Here is a 17,689-nt window from a genome sequence, read left to right on the forward strand (position 1 = left end):
GCCGAACTTCCGCGGCCGAAGCTGGACGGGGTGGGGCTGGCCGAGACCGTGCCGTTCGCCGTTACCTATCATGAGGGCGCGGCGGTCGGCTATAAATGGTATGACCGGACGCGTCGCAAGCCGTTGTTCCCGTTCGGACACGGGCTGTCCTACACGCAGTTCATGCTGCGCGATCTGAGTGCGGATGCCGCCACGTTGACGGTCCGTGCGACCGTCAGCAACACCGGCCGCCGCGTGGGGACGCAGATCGCGCAATTCTATGCGGAGGCGCCGGATGGACGCTGGGAAGCACCGAAGCGGCTGGTGGGCTGGGCGCGCGTCACGCTGATGCCCGGCGAGCGGCGGACGGTGACGGCGCGGATCGATCCGCGCCTGCTGGCGACCTGGGACGTCGGTGGCCATCGCTGGCAGATTGCGGGCGGGCGCTATCGCATCCGTGCGGGCGCATCATCGGCGGACCTGCCGCTCGGGACCGATCTCACGCTGACACCGGCGACGCTGCCGGCGGGCTATGTCGGCGTGGACGCCTTGCCGCAGCCCTGACCAATTCCCCTGTTCGCGTTTTCGAAGGAAACAGCATGACCACGCGCCGCGCGATCCTGAAGACCGGCCTTGCCGTTCCCGCCCTCTCTGCCGCCACGACTCTCGCTGCGGCACCCACGGTCGCGCTGCGATCGGACGGCAGGATCCGGTTTGCGGGAGCGCGTGCGATCGGCGCCGGGCGAATCACCATCGCGGCCGCGGCCGAGGCGGGCGTGCAGATCGTGACGTTGACCGACACCGGCGGCGGCAGCCTGCCCGCGGAGGGGGAGATCGGCGTCACGTTCGATGCGGTGCCCGAACTGAGGGAGGGCGTGCAGCTCTGGCGCTATGCCCCGTGGAAGGCGTGGACGCGCCCGATCGCGGTCGCGAAGCCCGCGGACCTGCGCGAGGATGACATCCAGTTCCTGTACTGGCGCGATCGTGACGGCTTGTACGGCGCGGCGGTACCGTTGAGCGGGGCGGGGTTCCGCACCACCATCGGCCGGATCGGCGGGCGGATGGCGGCGCGCAGCATGGCGGGCGCCGCAGCGACGATTCCCGAGACTCTGCCGCTGCTCGCCATCGGCCATGGCCGCGATCCGCATGCGGTGATGGCTGCCACCTACCGCGCCGCGCTGGCCGCAATGGGGCGATCGGAGAATGAGGCCAGTCGCAAACGCCTGCCGGAGGCGCTCGGCTATCTCGGTTGGAACAGCTGGAACGCCTCGAACCTCGGCAACGATCTGGACGAGGGGCTGTTACTGGCGGCGGCCGGCAAGCTGCGCGGGGCGGGAGTTCCCGTCGGCTGGATGCTGGTCGATGACGGTTATTTCGATCATCAGGATCAGCGACTGCGCAGCTTCGCGCCCAACCCGGCCAAATTTCCGAATGGTTTCCCCGCGCTGATCGCACGGCTGAAGCGCGAGCATGGCGTGCGCTATGTCGGGGCGTGGATGGCGCTGGACGGCTATTGGCACGGGATCGATCCGGGATCGTCGCTGGGGCAATCCTATGCCGCCGATCTGTTCACCTGGTCCGAGCGGCGGGATGTGCTCGATCCCGCCGCACCGGTCCGGACGAACAGTTTCGTGCGGCCCGACCGGCCCGCCATGGCGCGTTATTATGATGCGCATGTCGCCGCGCTGAAGGCGCATGGCTTCGATTTCCTGAAGGTCGACAACCAGCTGGTGGTCGAGCGGATGGCGAAGGGTAACTTCCCGGTCTGGACCTTGGGCACCGCGATGCACGCCGGTCTGAACGCCGCCGCGCAAAATCATTTCGACGGTGCGGTCATCAACTGCATGGACATGACCGCCGACGCCTATTTCAACTTCGGGATGACGCCGGTGGCGCGCGCGGTGGAGGATTATTTTCCTTGGAAGCCGGACGAGACGTACGATCTGGAAAAGGGCAATGCCGCGGCGCATGTCGCGCAGGCGCTTCACAACAACCTGTATTTCGCGCAGATGGTGGTGCCGGATTTCGACATGTTCGAAACCACCAATCCCAACGCCCGGCTGCATGCGGTGGCGCGGGCAGCGAACAATGGCCCGATCTATGTGACGGATATGCCGGGCAAGCATGACATCGCGCTGCTGAAATCCCTGGCGCTGGCGGACGGGCGGACGTTGCGCGCCGATGCGCCGCTGATCCCCTGCCGCGACTGCCTGTTCCAGATCCAGGGCGCCCAGCCGTTCAAGGCGTTTTCCCGCGTGGGCGAGGCCGGGCTGCTGGCGGTGTTCAACCTGGCGGATGCGGAGCGGGTGACAGGCGGTTTCACCGCCGCGGATGTGCCGGGCATGGATGATGCTACCATCGCCTATGAGCATGTGGGTGGGCGGCTGGAAATGCTGGGTCGCGGGCGCACGGTTCCGCTGTCGCTGGCGCGGTTCGGAGCCGAATGCTGGAGCCTGCACCGTGCGGCGGACGGCTTCGCCGCATTCGGCCGCAGCGACAAGATCAACGGCGTCGCGGCGGTCGCGCGGATCGTGCGGGCGAAGGACGGGATCGCCGTGACGCTGAAGGAAGTCGGGCCGATGGCCGCCTATGTCGAACGGCGGCCACAGGGCGTGACGATGGACGGACGCGCGGTGCCGTTCCGCTGGACCGCCGGCCTGTTGCAGGTCGCGGCGGCGGAAACCGGGAAGGCCGGCACCATCCTGATCGCGACAGCGGCATGAGCGGCGCGGCCGGACCGACGCGGCGGGCCCTGCTGAACAGCGCCGCGATGCTAAGCGCGGGGCTGGCGGTTGCCGGCGCTGTGCGGGCCGCACCCGCCGCCGCCGTGCCGCCGCGCGTCGAGCGGTTGCCAGCGGCGATCCGTATTCACCGCGGGGATTGGATCACGGAGGTGCGGCTGCCGCTGGCGGGGGTCGCCAGCGTCCTGTCCTGTCCCGCCGATCAGCTGGCGCTGGGTGGCGGGTTCTTCGCTGCACCCGATGGGGCACGCCCGGCGGTGCGAATCGTCGATGCGGGTGATCATGTCCGGATGACCGGTGACGGGATCATCGTCGACGTGGCAAAGGCGGACGGCCGCATCCGCGTCCTGGACGGGCAGGGGGCGTTCCGGATCGCGGAGGCGCCCGAACCTGCACCGATCCCCGGCATCCCCGCGTCGCGGCGGCAGGGCTTTACCATCGGCGCGCGCGAACAGCTGCACGGGCTTGGGCAGTATCGCGAGCCGGTCTACGACTACCGCGATCAGGACATTTTCCTGGCGCATGCGAACAGCGACGCGGTCAACCCGTTCCTGGCGACGACCGGCGGATGGGGGTTGCTGTGGGATACCGGCACCGCCGCGCATCTGCGCTCACGCGGGACGGCGCTCGATTATCACTCCGTTGCGGGGCCGATCGTCCGCTATCATGTCTGCCTGGGCGCCACGATGGACGCGGTGATCGAACGCTACCGCGCGCTCACCGGGCCGGCGGCGCTGTTGCCGAAATGGGCCTATGGCTATTGGCAGAGCAAGGAACGGTATGGGACGCAGCAGGAACTGACCGCGGTCGTCGACGACTATCGCCGGCGAAAGCTGCCGCTCGACGCGATCGTGCTCGACTGGCGCTACTGGGGCGACAATGACCGGTTCAGCGGGATGCGGTTCGATCCGGCGACCTTTCCCGATCCGAAGGCGATGGTCGATCATGTCCATGCGCAGGATGTGCATATCCTTGCGTCGATCTGGCCCGCGTTCGGCGCGAACACCGCAATCTACCGCGACATGGCCGCGGGCGGGTACCTGCATCCGGGCACGCACTGGAGCGGGGGCAAGGTGTTCGACGTGACATCGCCCGCGGCGCGCGCCATCTACTGGCGGCATATCAAGGCGGGCCTGTCCGACATCGGCATCGACGGCTACTGGACCGATGGGAACGAACCCGAATTGCGGTCGACCGGCGAACGCTATGGCACTGCCGCCGCCTATGCCGCGAATGGCACGTCCGCGGCGGGGCCGATTGCCGAACATCTGCTGACCTTCAGCTGGTATCAGGCGCAGGGCCTGTCCCACGCGATGCGCCGCGATGTTCCGGCCAAGCGGCCGGTGCTGCTCAGCCGGTCCGCCTATGCCGGGCAGCAGGCATTCGGCGCGGTCACCTGGTCCGGCGATATCTTCGCCAGCTGGGGTACGCTGTCCAACCAGATCGTCGCCGGGCTGAACATGGCGATGTCGGGCTTGCCCTATTGGCCGTGCGACATCGGCGGGTTCCTGGTCAACCACCGCTATCCGGGCGGGCTGGCGGACCCCGCCTATACCGAGCTGTATGTCCGCTGGTTCCAGTTCGGCGCCTTCCTGCCGATCTTCCGCGCGCACGGCACCCATGTCCCGCGGGAGATCTGGCAATTCGGCAAGCCCGGCGAACCGGTCCATGACGCGCTGGTCGCGGCGCTGCGGCTGCGGTACGCGCTGATCCCCTATATCTACGCGCAGGCGGCGCAGGTCCGGTTCGTGGGCGGTACGATGCTGCGCGGGCTCGCCATGGATTTTCCCGACGATCCCGCCTGCCGGGATCAGACCGCCACCTACATGTTCGGGCCGGACCTGCTGGTGCGGGTGATCGACCGGCCGTTCGACCATGCCGGCGCGAACATCCAGGAATTCCTGCCCAGTCGCGCGATCGTGGGGGCGTCCGCCCCGGCCGCGACCATCGCCTATCACGAAGGTGCGAATTTCGAGCGCAAGCTGTCCGAACGGCTGACCGACGACCTGAAAATGAGCTGGTCCGGCGATTTGCCCGAGGCACTGTCGGGAAAGCCCTATTCCCTCCGCTGGACCGGGCGGATCATCGCGCAGGAAAGCGGGCCGCACACGCTGATCGTCACGGCCAAGGGCGCGGTCCGGATGCTGTTCGATGGCCGCACGATCGTGGATGGGGTGGCAGAGCCGGTCCGCGCCGACGGCGCCGACGGTGCGGTATCGTTCAAGGAACATGTCGGCGACGCGCGCTATACAGCCACGCTGCAGCTGGTGAAGGGACAGGCCTATCCCTTCCGGCTTGAACAGAGGCAGCCGACGCCGGACGCGGTCAGCCTCTGGGTGGAATGGATTACCCCCGCGCACCGTGCGAGGATGACGCCACCGTCCGAAAAGGCGATCGACGTCTATCTACCGCGCGGGCAGGACTGGTATGATTTTGCGGATGGCACACGCCACGCCGGTGGCCAGACGCTGCGCGTGCCGGTGACGCTTGCCACGCTGCCGCTCTATGCGCGGGCCGGTGCGATCATCCCGCTGACCCCCGGGATCGACCGTGCGACCGCGCGGGTCGATCGGATGACCCTGCGCATCTTCGCCGGTCGGGACGGCACCTGCGGCCTGTATGACGACAGCGGGGACGGACCAGGGGCGGAGGCCGGGGAAGCGATGCGCATTGCGCTGACCTGGAACGATGCCGCACGGACGCTCACCATCGCTGCGCGTGCCGGTGGTTATCCCGGCATGCCGGATGTGCTGACGTTCGATATCGACGTGCTGGACGGTATCCGCCGCACGACGCGGAGTGTGCGCTATACCGGACGACGGATGGTCGTCCGGCTCTGACCGGGCGCGCGACAGGTGGCCGGGATCGGTGCGGGCGTCAGGCGCGGAGCTGACGAAGCATCGGCAGTTCGTCCTTGCTGAGATAGAGCTGGGAGGTGAACGCCTTGCGGATCTGCGCAGGCGCGTTGGCTTTCTCGTCCATGATCCAGCGCGTGTGCCAGGTGGTCTGATAAAGCCAGCGCGCGTCCGGCCGGATCAGGTCCGGGTCGGGGATCGGGCCGTTTTCGTGCAGGGTGATCGGCACGGTGTCGCCGACGATCGCCTTGACCTGGGCGAACATGGGCGCCAGGCCGCCATAATCATCGACATAGATGTCCGCTCCGGCGATATCGACGCTCGATCGGCCGGGGTAATACTCCGCCGTGATGTTCTGGCCGGCATAGCCAAGCACCCAGATGAGATTGTTCAGTTTTCGATCGCGAGTAAAATAATCGTACATGGCGGACCAGAGCGCCTTGAACCTGTCCGGACCATGCTTGCCCCACCAGAACCATGTGCCGCTAAATTCGTGCAGCGGCCGCCAGAGGACGGGTACGTCGCGCGATTGCATATCGTCGAGCAGGTCGGCGATCCGCTCCATATCCCGCCACATGGCGGCCGATTGCGGCGTGCCCTTGCGCAGCGCGGCCGGCAGGTCGAAGTCGCGCTTGGAATTTTCATAGCCCGTGCCGATGTCGGGCGCGCCCCAGTGCCAGCAAATGGTCGGGATGCCGTTCTTTTCCAGATACCAGCTGGCGGCGCGATCGTTCACGCCCTGCTGGTCGCGCGGTTCGATATAGTCGTAGCCGACAACGGCGGGCAGCTTGCCGGAGAGTTTTTCGAGATAGTCGATCTCCCGAAAAGCCCCGGCGGGGGTGAAGTTCGACTCCTGCTGCCCGGTCAGGACATGCTGGCCGTAGATGCTCCAGAGATAGGCGTAGAGACCGCGCGCCCGCGGGGAAGCGGCGGCGTTGCTGAGCATTCGGGAAGATCCGGCAGCCAAGGCCGGCGGCGCCAAGGCCGCCGCAGCCAGGCTTGCGCCGGTGCCGATCGTGAAATCCCGGCGCGTGCAGATCATACCACGTCCATCTTTCATGCAAGTTGCATTAATATTGCCGGATCGTCGGGCCGGCGCAAGCCCTTCCGTAGCGGATGAGGGCTGCGGCGGCGCTGATACCCCGGATGGCATTTGGCGCAGAAGCGGATGGCGGACGCCGTCGCAGCCGCCGATCGTGCACACACCTCAGGGGCCACCGCTCCGAAATGCAAACGATTCCGTCTAATTGTCATACTTGACTTGTGATGGGCGATGACGATGGTAGCGCTCACAAAGGCCTCCGCGAGAGGCGATCAGGAGAGGGGCATCATGGCGACCGCGGTCACGGCCGGACAGACGAGCATCGTTGCAACCCGGACGACGCGCCCGGCACGATCAATGCCGCGCCCGCTCCATGATGCTTGCGGGGCCGGCCGGGGAGGTTTCATGGCACGGATCGGGTGTACCTTGCTGAGCGCCGCGCTGACGATTGCCATTCCCACCGCGCTTGCCGCCCAGGTTCCGGGTGGGGGCACACCGATCCCGAAAGTGGTGACGAAGGATGGCCGTCATGCGTTGCTGGTCGACGGCGCGCCCTATCTGGTACTCGGCGCACAGGTGAACAACAGCAGCAACTACGCCTCCGCCCTGCCGCAGGTCTGGCCGACGATCGACCGAATGGGGGCCAATACGGTCGAGGTTCCGGTCGCGTGGCAGCAGATCGAGCCAGTCGAGGGCCAGTTCGACTTCTCCTTTGTTCAGACGCTGCTCGATCAAGCGCGTCGGCACGACAAGCGACTGGTGATCCTGTGGTTCGGCATCTGGAAGAACACCGCGCCAAGCTATACCCCCGACTGGGTGAAGCTGAACAACACGCGCTTTCCGCGGATGAAAAAACGCGATGGCAGCGATCATTATGTGCATTCGCCACATGCGCGCGCGACATTGGAGGCCGACAAGACCGCGTTTGTCGCGCTGATGACCTATCTGCGCGATCATGACACCCAGAATACGGTGATCCTGGTCCAGCCCGAAAACGAAACGGGCAGCTATGGCAACCCGCGCGATTACGGGCCGGATGCCAACCGGCTGTTCGCGCAGGCCATCCCGCGTGAGCTTGCCGGCAGGTTGAAGAAGCGTGGCACATGGACGGAGGCGTTCGGCGTGCAGGCGGATCGCGCCTTCAACACCTGGTACACGGCGCGGTACGTCAACGAGATTGCGCAGGCGGGCAAGGCGGTGAAGCCGACACCGATGTACGTCAACGCGTCGCTGTCCGACCCGTTCAAGACACCGGAACCCAATGGGGTGGCGAGCGGCGGCCCACAGCAGGACGTGCTGGACATCTGGAAGGCGGCGGCGCCCGCGATCGATTTTGCAGCGCCGGACATCTACGACCGCAACAGCCGCAACGTGGCGGCCTATCTGAATGGCTTCGCGCGGCCGGACAACGCGTTGATGGTGCCGGAGATCGGCAACGCGAAAGAATATGCCCGTTATTTCTGGGCGACGCTGGGCCGCGGGGCGATCGGCTTCTCGCCCTTCGGCATGGACGACACCGGGTACCACAATTATCCGCTGGGCGGCGTGCTGGACGAGCCGACGCTGGAGGCGTTCGCGATGAAGTATCGCGTGTTCAACGGCATGGCGCGCGAGTGGGCGGGGATCGCCTATGAACGGCCGACCTGGGGCGCGGCGCGGCCCGACGATGGCAGCCCCGTCACGACAGTGATGGGCGACTGGGCGATCACCGCCAGTTTTGGCGAGTGGCAGTTCGGATCCAAGGATTCGACGTGGCTGAAGGGCGATCCGGCCCCTTGGGCAAGCCAGCAGGTCGGCGGCGCGATCGTCGCGCAATTGTCGCCCAACGAATTTCTGTTCACGGGCGATTTCGTGCGGATGGGCTTTGCGGCGCGGGATCGGGGTCCGAAAAATGCGACGATCGTCCGCGTCGAGGAAGGCCACATGCAGGACGGCAAGTGGATCATGGATCGCGTCTGGAACGGCGATCAGACGGATTACGGAATTAACCTCATCGACCGGCCCGTGTGGCTGAAGGTGACGATGGGCAGCTACCGCTGACCGCGTCCACCAGGGAGTAGAAGACCATGACCCATCGTTTCGCGATTGCGGCCGCCTTGCTGTGCGGCAGCTCCATGACCCTCGCCCAGGCAAATGCGGGCCGTTATCAGAAGACTCCGGAGGGCATCATCGTGACCCCGGGCGACGGGTCCGCCGAGCGCGTGGCGCTGACGGTGCATGGCGACGGCATCTTCCATGTGGTCGCCACGCCGAAGACCGCCGTCGGTGCGCCGACGAAAAGCCTGATGGCACCCGAGCCGCCCGCGGCAGGCCCGTTCACCGTGTCGGAAGCGCGGGGCCATGTGACGGTCAAGGCGCGTGAGGCGATCGCCGACGTCGACCTGTCCACCGGCCGGGTGCGGTTCACGGACATGAGCGGCAAGGTTCTGCTAGACCAAGCGAGCGCACCGGTGTTCCGCCCGACGACGATCGATGGCAAGCCGTATGTCGCGGTGTCGCAGCAGTTCAATCGTGGCACGGACGAGGGTGTTTACGGGCTGGGCCAGCATCAGAACCAGCAGATGAACATGAATGGCGAAGATCTCGAACTGTCCCAACATAATATGGACATCGCGATCCCCTTCATCGTTTCGACGCGAAATTATGGTCTGTTGTGGGACAATAACGGCATCAGCCGCTTCGGTAACCCGGCGCCCTACCGGCATGTCGGTGAGGGGATGCCGGTGACGAGCGGCGGCAAGCCGGGGTTCACCGCGCACTATTATCTGGGCGACCGGCTGGTATTGACGCGGCAGGAAGCCAAGATCGATTATCAATATATCCACGATCAGGCGAAATGGCCGGCAGAGGCGAAGGCGAAGACGGTCGCCGCCACGGGTGGGCAGAATACGGCAGGCAACGCCGTCGAGATGCAGAAGGTCGTCTGGACCGGCGACGTCATGCCCGACGCAACCGGTCTGCATAAGTTTCAGCTCTACGGATCGAGCTATTTCAAGGTTTATGCCGACGGAAAGCTGGTACTGGACCGCTGGCGCCAGAACTGGGCGCCCCGTTATGCCAATTTCGCGGTGCCCATGACCCGTGGCAAACCCGTTGCGATCCGGATCGAATGGGAGCCGAACCAGGGTTATATGGCGTTGCTGCACAGCGACCCGTTGCCGCAGGAGGATCGGAACTCCGTCTGGTTCACCAGCGATGTGGCCAAGGCCGCCAATTACTGGTTCGTGCCCGGCCGCGACATGGACGGCGTGATCGCGGGGTATCGCGCGCTCACCGGCAAGGCCGTGATGATGCCGAAATGGGCCTATGGCTTCTGGCAGTCGCGCCAGCGCTACAACACGCAGGACGAGGTGGTCGGCACGGTCAAAAGCTATCGTGACCTGAAGATCCCGATCGATACCATCGTGCAGGACTGGCTGTATTGGCGCGAGGACCAATGGGGCAGCCATGCGTTCGATCCGAAGCGTTTCCCGAACCCGCAGAAGATGGTCGACGACGTCCATGCCATGAATGCGCGGATCATGATCTCGGTCTGGCCGAAATTCTATCCGCAGACGGAGAACTTCAAGGAACTCGACCGCAAGGGATATATGTATCGCGGCAACATCACGCAGGGGAACAAGGACTGGGTCGGGCCGGGGTATCTCAACAGTTTCTACGATCCCTATGCGCCGGAAGCGCGCCAGATCTATTGGCGGCAGATCAAGGAGCGGCTGGCGGTGCTGGGCATGGATGCGTGGTGGATGGACGCGACGGAGCCCGACATGCATTCCAACCTTTCGATCCCGGAACGGATCAACACGATGGGCCCGACCGCGGCGGGGCCGGCGGCGGAGTTCTTCAATTCCTATCCGCTGGTCCATGCGAGCGGCGTTTATGAGGGGCTGCGTGCGTTCAAGCCGGACGTACGGCCGTTCATCCTGACCCGTTCGGGCTTCGGCGGGTTGCAGCGTGCGGGTGCCGCCATCTGGTCGGGCGACGTGGCGAGCCGCTGGTTCGACCTGCGCGCGCAGATTTCGGGCGGAGTCAGTGCATCCATGTCGGGCATTCCCAACTGGACCCACGACATCGGCGGATTTGCCAACGAGAACCGCTATTCCGTCGCCAATCCCAAGCCGCAGGATCTGGAGGAATGGCGCGAGCTGAACCTGCGTTGGTTCCAGTTCGGCGCGTTCAGCCCGTTGTTCCGCAGCCATGGCGAAACGCCGTTCCGGGAGATCTTCGTGATCGCACCCGAAGGCTCGGCCATGCGCCGCTCCATGATCTGGTATGATGAATTACGGTATCGTCTGATGCCCTATATCTACACGGTCGCGGCGGACACCTGGCAGAAGGACGGCTCGATCATGCGCGGGCTGGTGATGGATTTCCCGCAGGATCGAACCGCGCGCAATCTGAACGATCAGTATCTGTTTGGTCGGGCGTTTCTGGTGGCGCCCGTGACGGAGAACAAGGCACGATCGCGCCAGGTGTATCTGCCAGGGTCCGGCCTGCGCTGGTATGACTTCTATACCGGTGCCGTGCATCAGGGCGGGACGACGATCACCGCCGAGGCGCCCTATGAGCGGATGCCGCTGTTCGTGCGCGCAGGCGCGATCGTGCCGATGGGGCCGGTGCAGCAATATGTCGACGAGAAGCGCGACGCCCCTGTCACCTTCACCATCTACACCGGCGCCGACGGCAGCTTCAGCCTCTATGAGGATGACGGCACCAGCGAACGCTATCGCAGCGGGGCGTTCAGCCGGGTGCCGGTGCGTTATGACGACAGGACCGGCGCGGTCATGATCGGGGCGCGTGAGGGCAGGGGGTGGCAGGGCATGCCGACCACCCGCATGTTCCGCGTGAAGTGGGTGAGGCCGGGCGGCGTGCTCGACCTGGACGGCGCGGATGCGGAGGTGCGCTACACCGGGGCGGCCGTGACGGTGAAACGGCCGTTCTGACGGCCGCAACCATCCACCGCGGCTGTGCCGTTCATGCTCCGCCCGACGCACAACACGGTCGCGCTGCCCCGTCGATCGATATGATAATTCCGGTTGAGGAATGTCCCGAATGAAGCTGCCTCTCGCGCTGATCGCGTCGACCGCCCTGTTGCTGGCGCCGGGTGTGTGCATGTCGGCCGATGCCGCACAGACCGCGCGCGACGTGCAACTCACGCAGGTCGGATTCGAGACGGCCGGGCCGAAACGTGCGATCGTCGTGGAGGCCGGGCGCGCGCCGATCGCTTTTGCGGTGGTGGACGCCAAGGGCAAGCGGGTTCTGACGGGACGGAGTCAGCCGTTCGGTCCGAGCGGCGGCGTCGATCGGTCGGTGCACCGGATCGACCTGGGCAGCGTGCGCGTGCCAGGATCCTATCGTCTGCAGGTCGCGGGGCGGCCGGAGCGTGGCTTCACCGTTGCCGACCGACCCTATGACGCGCTGATGCGCGGCGCGATGGCATTCTTCTATCAGCAGCGCAGTGGCGTTCCGATCCGGCGCGACCTTGTCGAACGCGCCGATCTTGCCCGCCCCGGCGGTCATCGCCCCGATGTCGCGCGGTGTTTCCAGGGCAAGGACGAGAAGGGGACGCAATGGGCCGGATGCGGCGATTACCAGCGCGACGTGACCGGCGGTTGGTATGACGCGGGCGACCAGGGAAAATATGTCGTGAATGGCGGGGTCAGCGCCTGGACCTTGCTGAACGCATATGAAGCGGCCGCCAGAGCGGGGAAAGCCACCGTCGTCGGTGACAGCACGCTGAGCGTACCTGAGCGGGGGAACGGCGTTGCCGACCTGTTGGACGAGGCGCGGTTCGAGGTCGAATGGCTGCTGACGATGCAGGTGCCCGCAAACAGCCGGATGCAGGTATCGGAACGCAAGGGCGGCGTCGACCGGCTGATCGAGATCGACGCAGGTGGCCTGGTGCATCAGAAGGTTGCGGATGCGCGCTGGACCGGCCTGCCGATGGCGCCCGCGGATGATCCGCAGCCACGCCTGCTCTATGCGCCGACCACGGCCGCTACGCTGAACATGGCCGCGGTTGCGGCGCAGGCGGCACGGGTCTGGCGCGGTATCGACGATGCTTTCGCCGCCAAGGCCCTCGACGCTGCCCGTCGCGGGTTCAAGGCAGCGCGCGCCCATCCCGCGCTGCTCGCGACATCGTCGTTCACGGGTAGCGGCGGGTATGGCGATGACCAGGTCGCCGATGAATTCTATTGGACCGCAGCCGAGCTGTTCGCGACGACGGGAGAGGCGGAGTTCCTGCAGATCGCCCGCAGCCTGCCGGGCTATGGCAGGACCGGCGACCTTGGCTGGGGCAGCCTGGACATGGCGGGGACGATCGCGCTTGCGCATGCGGCCGCCCTTCCGGACGCCGAACGCGCGACACTGCGTACGGCGCTCGTCGCGCGGGCCGATGCGATGCTCGGCGAGGAGGCGAAGGAAGGCTATGCCATTCCCCGGTCCGGGACGCGCTATGCCTGGGGATCGAACGGCGACCTGGCCAACCGGGGCCTGTTGCTGGGGACCGTCTATGACCTGACCGGCGATGCCAGATACCGCGCGGGCGTGATCGACGTGATGGACTATCTCACCGGCCGCAACCCCCTCGACATGTCCTACGTCAGCGGATTTGGCGATCGGTCGATGCGGGCGCCGCATCATCGCTTCTGGGCCAAGGCGGCGGACCCGCGCTATCCCGAACCGCCGGCGGGCGTCCTGTCGGGCGGGCCCAACTCCGGCTTCGCGCGCGACCAGGGCGCGCCCGCGGCGCTGCGCAGCTGCGTCGGGCAGGGATGCTGGGTGGACGATTATCGCGCCTTCACGGTGAACGAGGTCGCGATCAACTGGAACGCGCCGTTTGCCTGGGACGCGGTATTCCTGGCCCGGACCGGCGGATGATCCGCGAAGCCCGACGCCCGGGATCATCACGACGATACGAATCAGGCTTGTCAGTGGCCTGCGTGATTAGTCATATATAAAATTGTATTTATAGAAGCGCGGCGGAAAGCCGGGCGGAATGATGGGGCGGATAGTGCGGTTTTCCAGATCCTCAATTGGTGCGGCGCTGTTGCAAAGGGCCGGGGTGTCGGCAGCGGCGCTCGCACTTTGTCTGCCGATGCCGCTGCTGGCGCAGGAAACCGCCGATGCTGCCGCGCAGCCCGCCGCCAAGGCAGTGGAGCGGACCGAGAACGGGCTCGCCCGGACCCCGCCGATGGGATGGAACAGCTGGAACAAGTTCGCCTGCAACGTGAACGAAGCGATCGTCCGCAAGACCGCCGACGCCATGTCCACCAACGGGATGCGGGACGCAGGCTATCAGTTCGTGGTGATCGATGATTGCTGGCACGGCGAGCGCGACGACAACGGGTTCATTCAAGCGGATGGCAAGCGCTTTCCCTCCGGCATCAAGGCGCTGTCGGATTATATCCATTCCAAGGGTTTGAAGCTGGGGATCTATTCCGATGCCGGTCGGCAGACCTGCGGCGGTCGGCCCGGCAGCCAGGGGCATGAATATCAGGACGCGATCACCTATGCGCGATGGGGCGTCGACTATCTGAAATATGACTGGTGCAACACTGGCACCCGCAACGCGCAGGAAGCCTATACGCTGATGGCCGACGCGTTGCGATCCACGGGCCGCGACATCGTTTTCAGCCTGTGCGAATGGGGCAACAACGATCCCTGGAGATGGGGCGTCACCGTCGGCAATCTGTGGCGCACCACGGGCGACATCATGGACCGGTGGGACGGCCAGCATAAATATTCGCTCGGCATCATGACGATCGTCGATCGCAACGCGCCACTATATCCGTTTGCCGGCCCCGGCCACTGGAACGACCCCGACATGCTGGAGGTCGGGAATGGCGGGATGACCGACACGGAATATCGCGCGCATTTCTCGTTATGGGCGATGATGGCCGCGCCGCTGATCGCCGGCAACGATATCGATGCCATGGATGAAAAGACGCGGACGATCCTCCTCAACAAGGATGTGATCGCCATCGACCAGGATCCGCTCGGCCAGCAAGCGCAACGCGTGCGCGACGACGGCGACAAGGAGGTCTGGTCGCGCGATCTGGCCGATGGCGGGCGCGCCGTGCTGCTGCTGAACCGTGGCCCGGCCCCCGCGACCATCAAGGTCGACTGGAGCGAGATCGGCTATCCGAACAGCTTGCGCGCGGACGTCCGCAACCTCTGGACCCACCGGTCCGAGGGGCGGAAGCGCGGGAGCTATGCGGCCTCCGTGCCGTCGCACGGCGTAGTGATGGTGCGGGTGCAGCCGTGACGGCACGGATCGATGCGGCCGTCGCCGCGCGCTCCTGGCGCATCGCTTGATCCGCTGTAGCGCGTCGCGCGCCGGCCAGACATGTTAGTATCGGAAGAGGGTTGCTCATGATCGCCAAAAGCCTTGTTCGCGGATTGATCGCGGGAACCGCTCTCGTCGCGGTGACCGCGCCCGCGCAGGATCGGGAAACCGGCCGCGGCGTTGCGCACCCGCAACTCTGGCCGCAGGCACGGAGCCAGGGTCTGGTCGATCCGAAGACCGAAGCGTTCGTCACCGACATCATGAAGCGCATGTCGCTCCGCGAGAAGATCGGCCAGATGATCCAGGCCGACACCGCCTCCGTCACGCCGGAAGACTTGCGCGCCTACCCACTCGGCAGCGTGTTGGCGGGAGGCAGTTCCACACCGCTGGGCGCGCCCGACCGATCGCCGGCGGGGCCGTGGATCAAGACCGTCGAGGCGTTCGACGCAGTCGCGCGGGGGACTCGCGCGGGCCATGTTCCCATTCCGATCATCTTCGGGATCGATGCGGTCCACGGCAACAGCAACATCGTCGGTGCGACCATCTTCCCGCACAACAGCGCGCTCGGCGCGATGCGCGATGCCGCCATCATGGAGCGGATCGGCCATGCCACGGCGATCGAAACGGCTGCCGCCGGCATTCACTGGGCGTTCGGCCCCACGCTGGCCGTGCCGCAGGATGACCGGTGGGGTCGCGCCTACGAGGGATATTCGGAGGATCCGGCCGTCGTCCGCAGCTATGCCGGCGCGATGATCCGCGGGCTCCAGGGTGCTCCGGGCAGCATCAGGGGTATCCAGCAGGGGCGTGTGGCGGCGAGCCCGAAGCATTTTCTGGGCGATGGCGGAACGAAGAACGGCATCGACCAGGGCGACACCGACGTGCCGGAGCAGACGCTGATCGCGATTCATTCCGCCGGTTATCCGCCCGCGATCGACGCCGGTGCGATGACGGTGATGGCATCGTTCAGCAGCTGGCAGGGACAGAAGATGCATGGCAACCGGTCGCTGCTGACCGGCGTGCTGAAGGAGCGGATGGGTTTCCAAGGCTTCATCATCGGCGATTGGAACGGCCATGGGCAGATTCCGGGCTGCACCAACACCGACTGCCCCGCGACCTTCAACGCGGGTCTCGACATGGCGATGGCGCCGGACAGCTGGAAGGGTCTGTTCGACAGCACGCTGGCGGCAGCGCAATCAGGCAAGATCCCGATGTCGCGCATCGACGATGCGGTGCGGCGCATCCTGCGCGTGAAGGCGAAGCTCGGCCTGTTCGATCCGGCCCGGCCCTATGAGACCCGCACGAACCTGATCGGCAGCGCCGAACACCGCGCGCTGGCGCGGGAAGCGGTCGCCAAGACGCTGGTCCTGTTGAAGAATGACGGCGTGCTGCCGCTGAAGGCCAGTGCGAATATCGTCGTGGCGGGCGACGCGGCGAACGATATCGGCCGACAGTCGGGTGGCTGGACGCTGAGCTGGCAGGGCGACGGCAACACCAATGCTGATTTCCCGAACGGCCAGTCCATCTATGCCGGGATCGCCGAGGCGATGAAGGCCGGCGGCGGTCGCGCGACGTGGAGCGCGGACGGCAGCGTTCAGGGCAAGCCCGATGCCGCAATCGTGGTGTTCGGTGAGCAGCCCTATGCCGAGATGCGGGGCGATGTTCGCACCCTGGAATTCGAGCCCGGCGACAAGCAGGCGCTGGCAACGCTCAAGAAGCTGAAGGCGGCGGGTATCCCAACGGTTTCCGTGTTCCTGTCCGGTCGACCGATGTGGGTGAACCCAGAACTCAACGCGTCCGATGCGTTCGTTGCGGCATGGTTCCCGGGCACCGAGGGTGGCGGGATCGCCGATGTGCTGATCGCCGGAGCCGATGGCCGCGCACGCAAGGACTTCGTCGGACGGCTTTCGTTCAGCTGGCCGAAGAATGCGGGCCAATTCACGTTGAACAAGGGCAATGCCGGATATGACCCGCTGTTCCCGTTCGGCTATGGCTTGCGCTACGCCCAACCCGGTACGGTGGCGGCGCTGTCGGAAATCTCCGGGCTTGACGCCAGCCTTGCCAATACCAGCCTGTTCTTCTCGCGCGGGAAGGTGCCGGGGCCGTTCAAGCTCATGGCGGATGCGTCCGTGCAGCAACAGGCGGTCGATGGTCCGCAGACGCAGGAAGGCGCGCTTCGGCTGCGGTGGGAAGGGCGGCCGGGCGCGGTGCGGATCACCGGCCCGACCCTGGACCTGACCCGGGAAACCAACGCCGAACTGCTGCTGCAGATGACCTATCGCGTGGACCGGCCGGCGGCGGGCGCGGTGCGGATGAGCATGGGGCAAGGCGGCGCGGTCAATGCCGCCTCGCTGTTCGCGGCGGGTGCGGCGGGTGCGGCGGGCTGGCGCACGGTGCGCGTTCCGCTGAAATGCTTCAAGGATGCGGGGGCGGAGATGGCGAAGATCGATCCGGTCGTGACCGTCGCATCCGACGGTGCGCTCAGCTTCGCGATTGCCGACCTCCGGCTGGCGACGGACAACACAGGCGCCGTCTGCCCGAAATAGGGCAGACGGGGCACCGATCGTCAGGAGGGGGGCGGGGAGAAGGCGTGGATGTTCCGTCCACGCCGATCCGCAGGTCTTTTCCGCTACCCGGATCCGACGCCGGGGAAAATTCGGCCGGACGCGCCGATCAGGGACGCTTCCACGATCGCTGTGCGTGGCCGATCCGCCGTTTACGGCACTCGTTGTTATAGCGTAACGACACCCATCGTGACGTGCGGCGCTGGAGCGCTGTGCCGCCGGGAGAC

General features: G+C 66.0%; 9 protein-coding genes. 8 read left to right on the top strand and 1 reads right to left on the bottom strand.

The window, feature by feature from the left end; genetic code table 11:
• The 3 genes from VF649_RS04925 to VF649_RS04935 all read left to right on the top strand — a co-directional run.
• On the top strand, positions 1-543 hold a 543-nt coding region (locus VF649_RS04925; RefSeq protein ID WP_331010844.1), incomplete at its 5' end, for a fibronectin type III-like domain-contianing protein.
• Positions 544-578: 35 nt separating this feature from the next.
• Entirely contained in the window at positions 579-2,702 is a 2,124-nt protein-coding gene (locus VF649_RS04930; RefSeq protein WP_331010845.1) for a Sip1-related alpha-galactosidase, read from the top strand.
• Positions 2,699-5,560: a TIM-barrel domain-containing protein gene (locus VF649_RS04935; RefSeq protein ID WP_331010846.1), complete on the top strand. Its 2,862-nt coding sequence runs from the start codon at positions 2,699-2,701 to the stop codon at positions 5,558-5,560. The genes VF649_RS04930 and VF649_RS04935 overlap by 4 nt, the downstream gene beginning before the upstream one ends.
• 37 nt (positions 5,561-5,597) lie before the next feature.
• On the opposite strand, the gene VF649_RS04940 is transcribed toward VF649_RS04935, so the two are convergent.
• Entirely contained in the window at positions 5,598-6,779 is a 1,182-nt protein-coding gene (locus VF649_RS04940) for a glycosyl hydrolase (protein WP_331010847.1), read from the bottom strand.
• A gap of 243 nt (positions 6,780-7,022) precedes the next feature.
• Between VF649_RS04940 and VF649_RS04945 the strand changes: the two genes are divergently transcribed.
• The 5 genes from VF649_RS04945 (at position 7,023) to VF649_RS04965 (ending at position 17,444) form a co-directional block, all read left to right on the top strand.
• Positions 7,023-8,657 carry a DUF5597 domain-containing protein gene (locus VF649_RS04945; protein WP_331010848.1) on the top strand — a complete coding sequence of 545 codons (1,635 nt, stop codon included), beginning with the start codon at positions 7,023-7,025 and terminating at the stop codon, positions 8,655-8,657.
• 26 nt (positions 8,658-8,683) lie between these two features.
• Positions 8,684-11,557, top strand: a complete 2,874-nt coding sequence (locus VF649_RS04950; RefSeq protein WP_331010849.1) for a TIM-barrel domain-containing protein — start codon at positions 8,684-8,686, stop codon at positions 11,555-11,557.
• Between the two features lie 109 nt (positions 11,558-11,666).
• Positions 11,667-13,493 carry a glycoside hydrolase family 9 protein gene (locus tag VF649_RS04955; RefSeq protein WP_331010850.1) on the top strand — a complete coding sequence of 609 codons (1,827 nt, stop codon included), beginning with the start codon at positions 11,667-11,669 and terminating at the stop codon, positions 13,491-13,493.
• 169 nt (positions 13,494-13,662) lie between these two features.
• A complete protein-coding gene (locus VF649_RS04960) occupies positions 13,663-14,880 on the top strand; it encodes a glycoside hydrolase family 27 protein (RefSeq protein WP_331010851.1) in 1,218 nt (405 codons plus the stop codon).
• A gap of 107 nt (positions 14,881-14,987) precedes the next feature.
• Positions 14,988-17,444 (top strand): glycoside hydrolase family 3 protein, encoded by a 2,457-nt coding sequence (locus VF649_RS04965; RefSeq protein WP_331010852.1) that lies wholly within the window; start codon positions 14,988-14,990, stop codon positions 17,442-17,444.
• Positions 17,445-17,689: the final 245 nt, after the last annotated feature.

Origin of the sequence: Sphingomonas sp., from assembly GCF_036387535.1 — a bacterium.
GTDB lineage: Bacteria > Pseudomonadota > Alphaproteobacteria > Sphingomonadales > Sphingomonadaceae > Sphingomonas_R.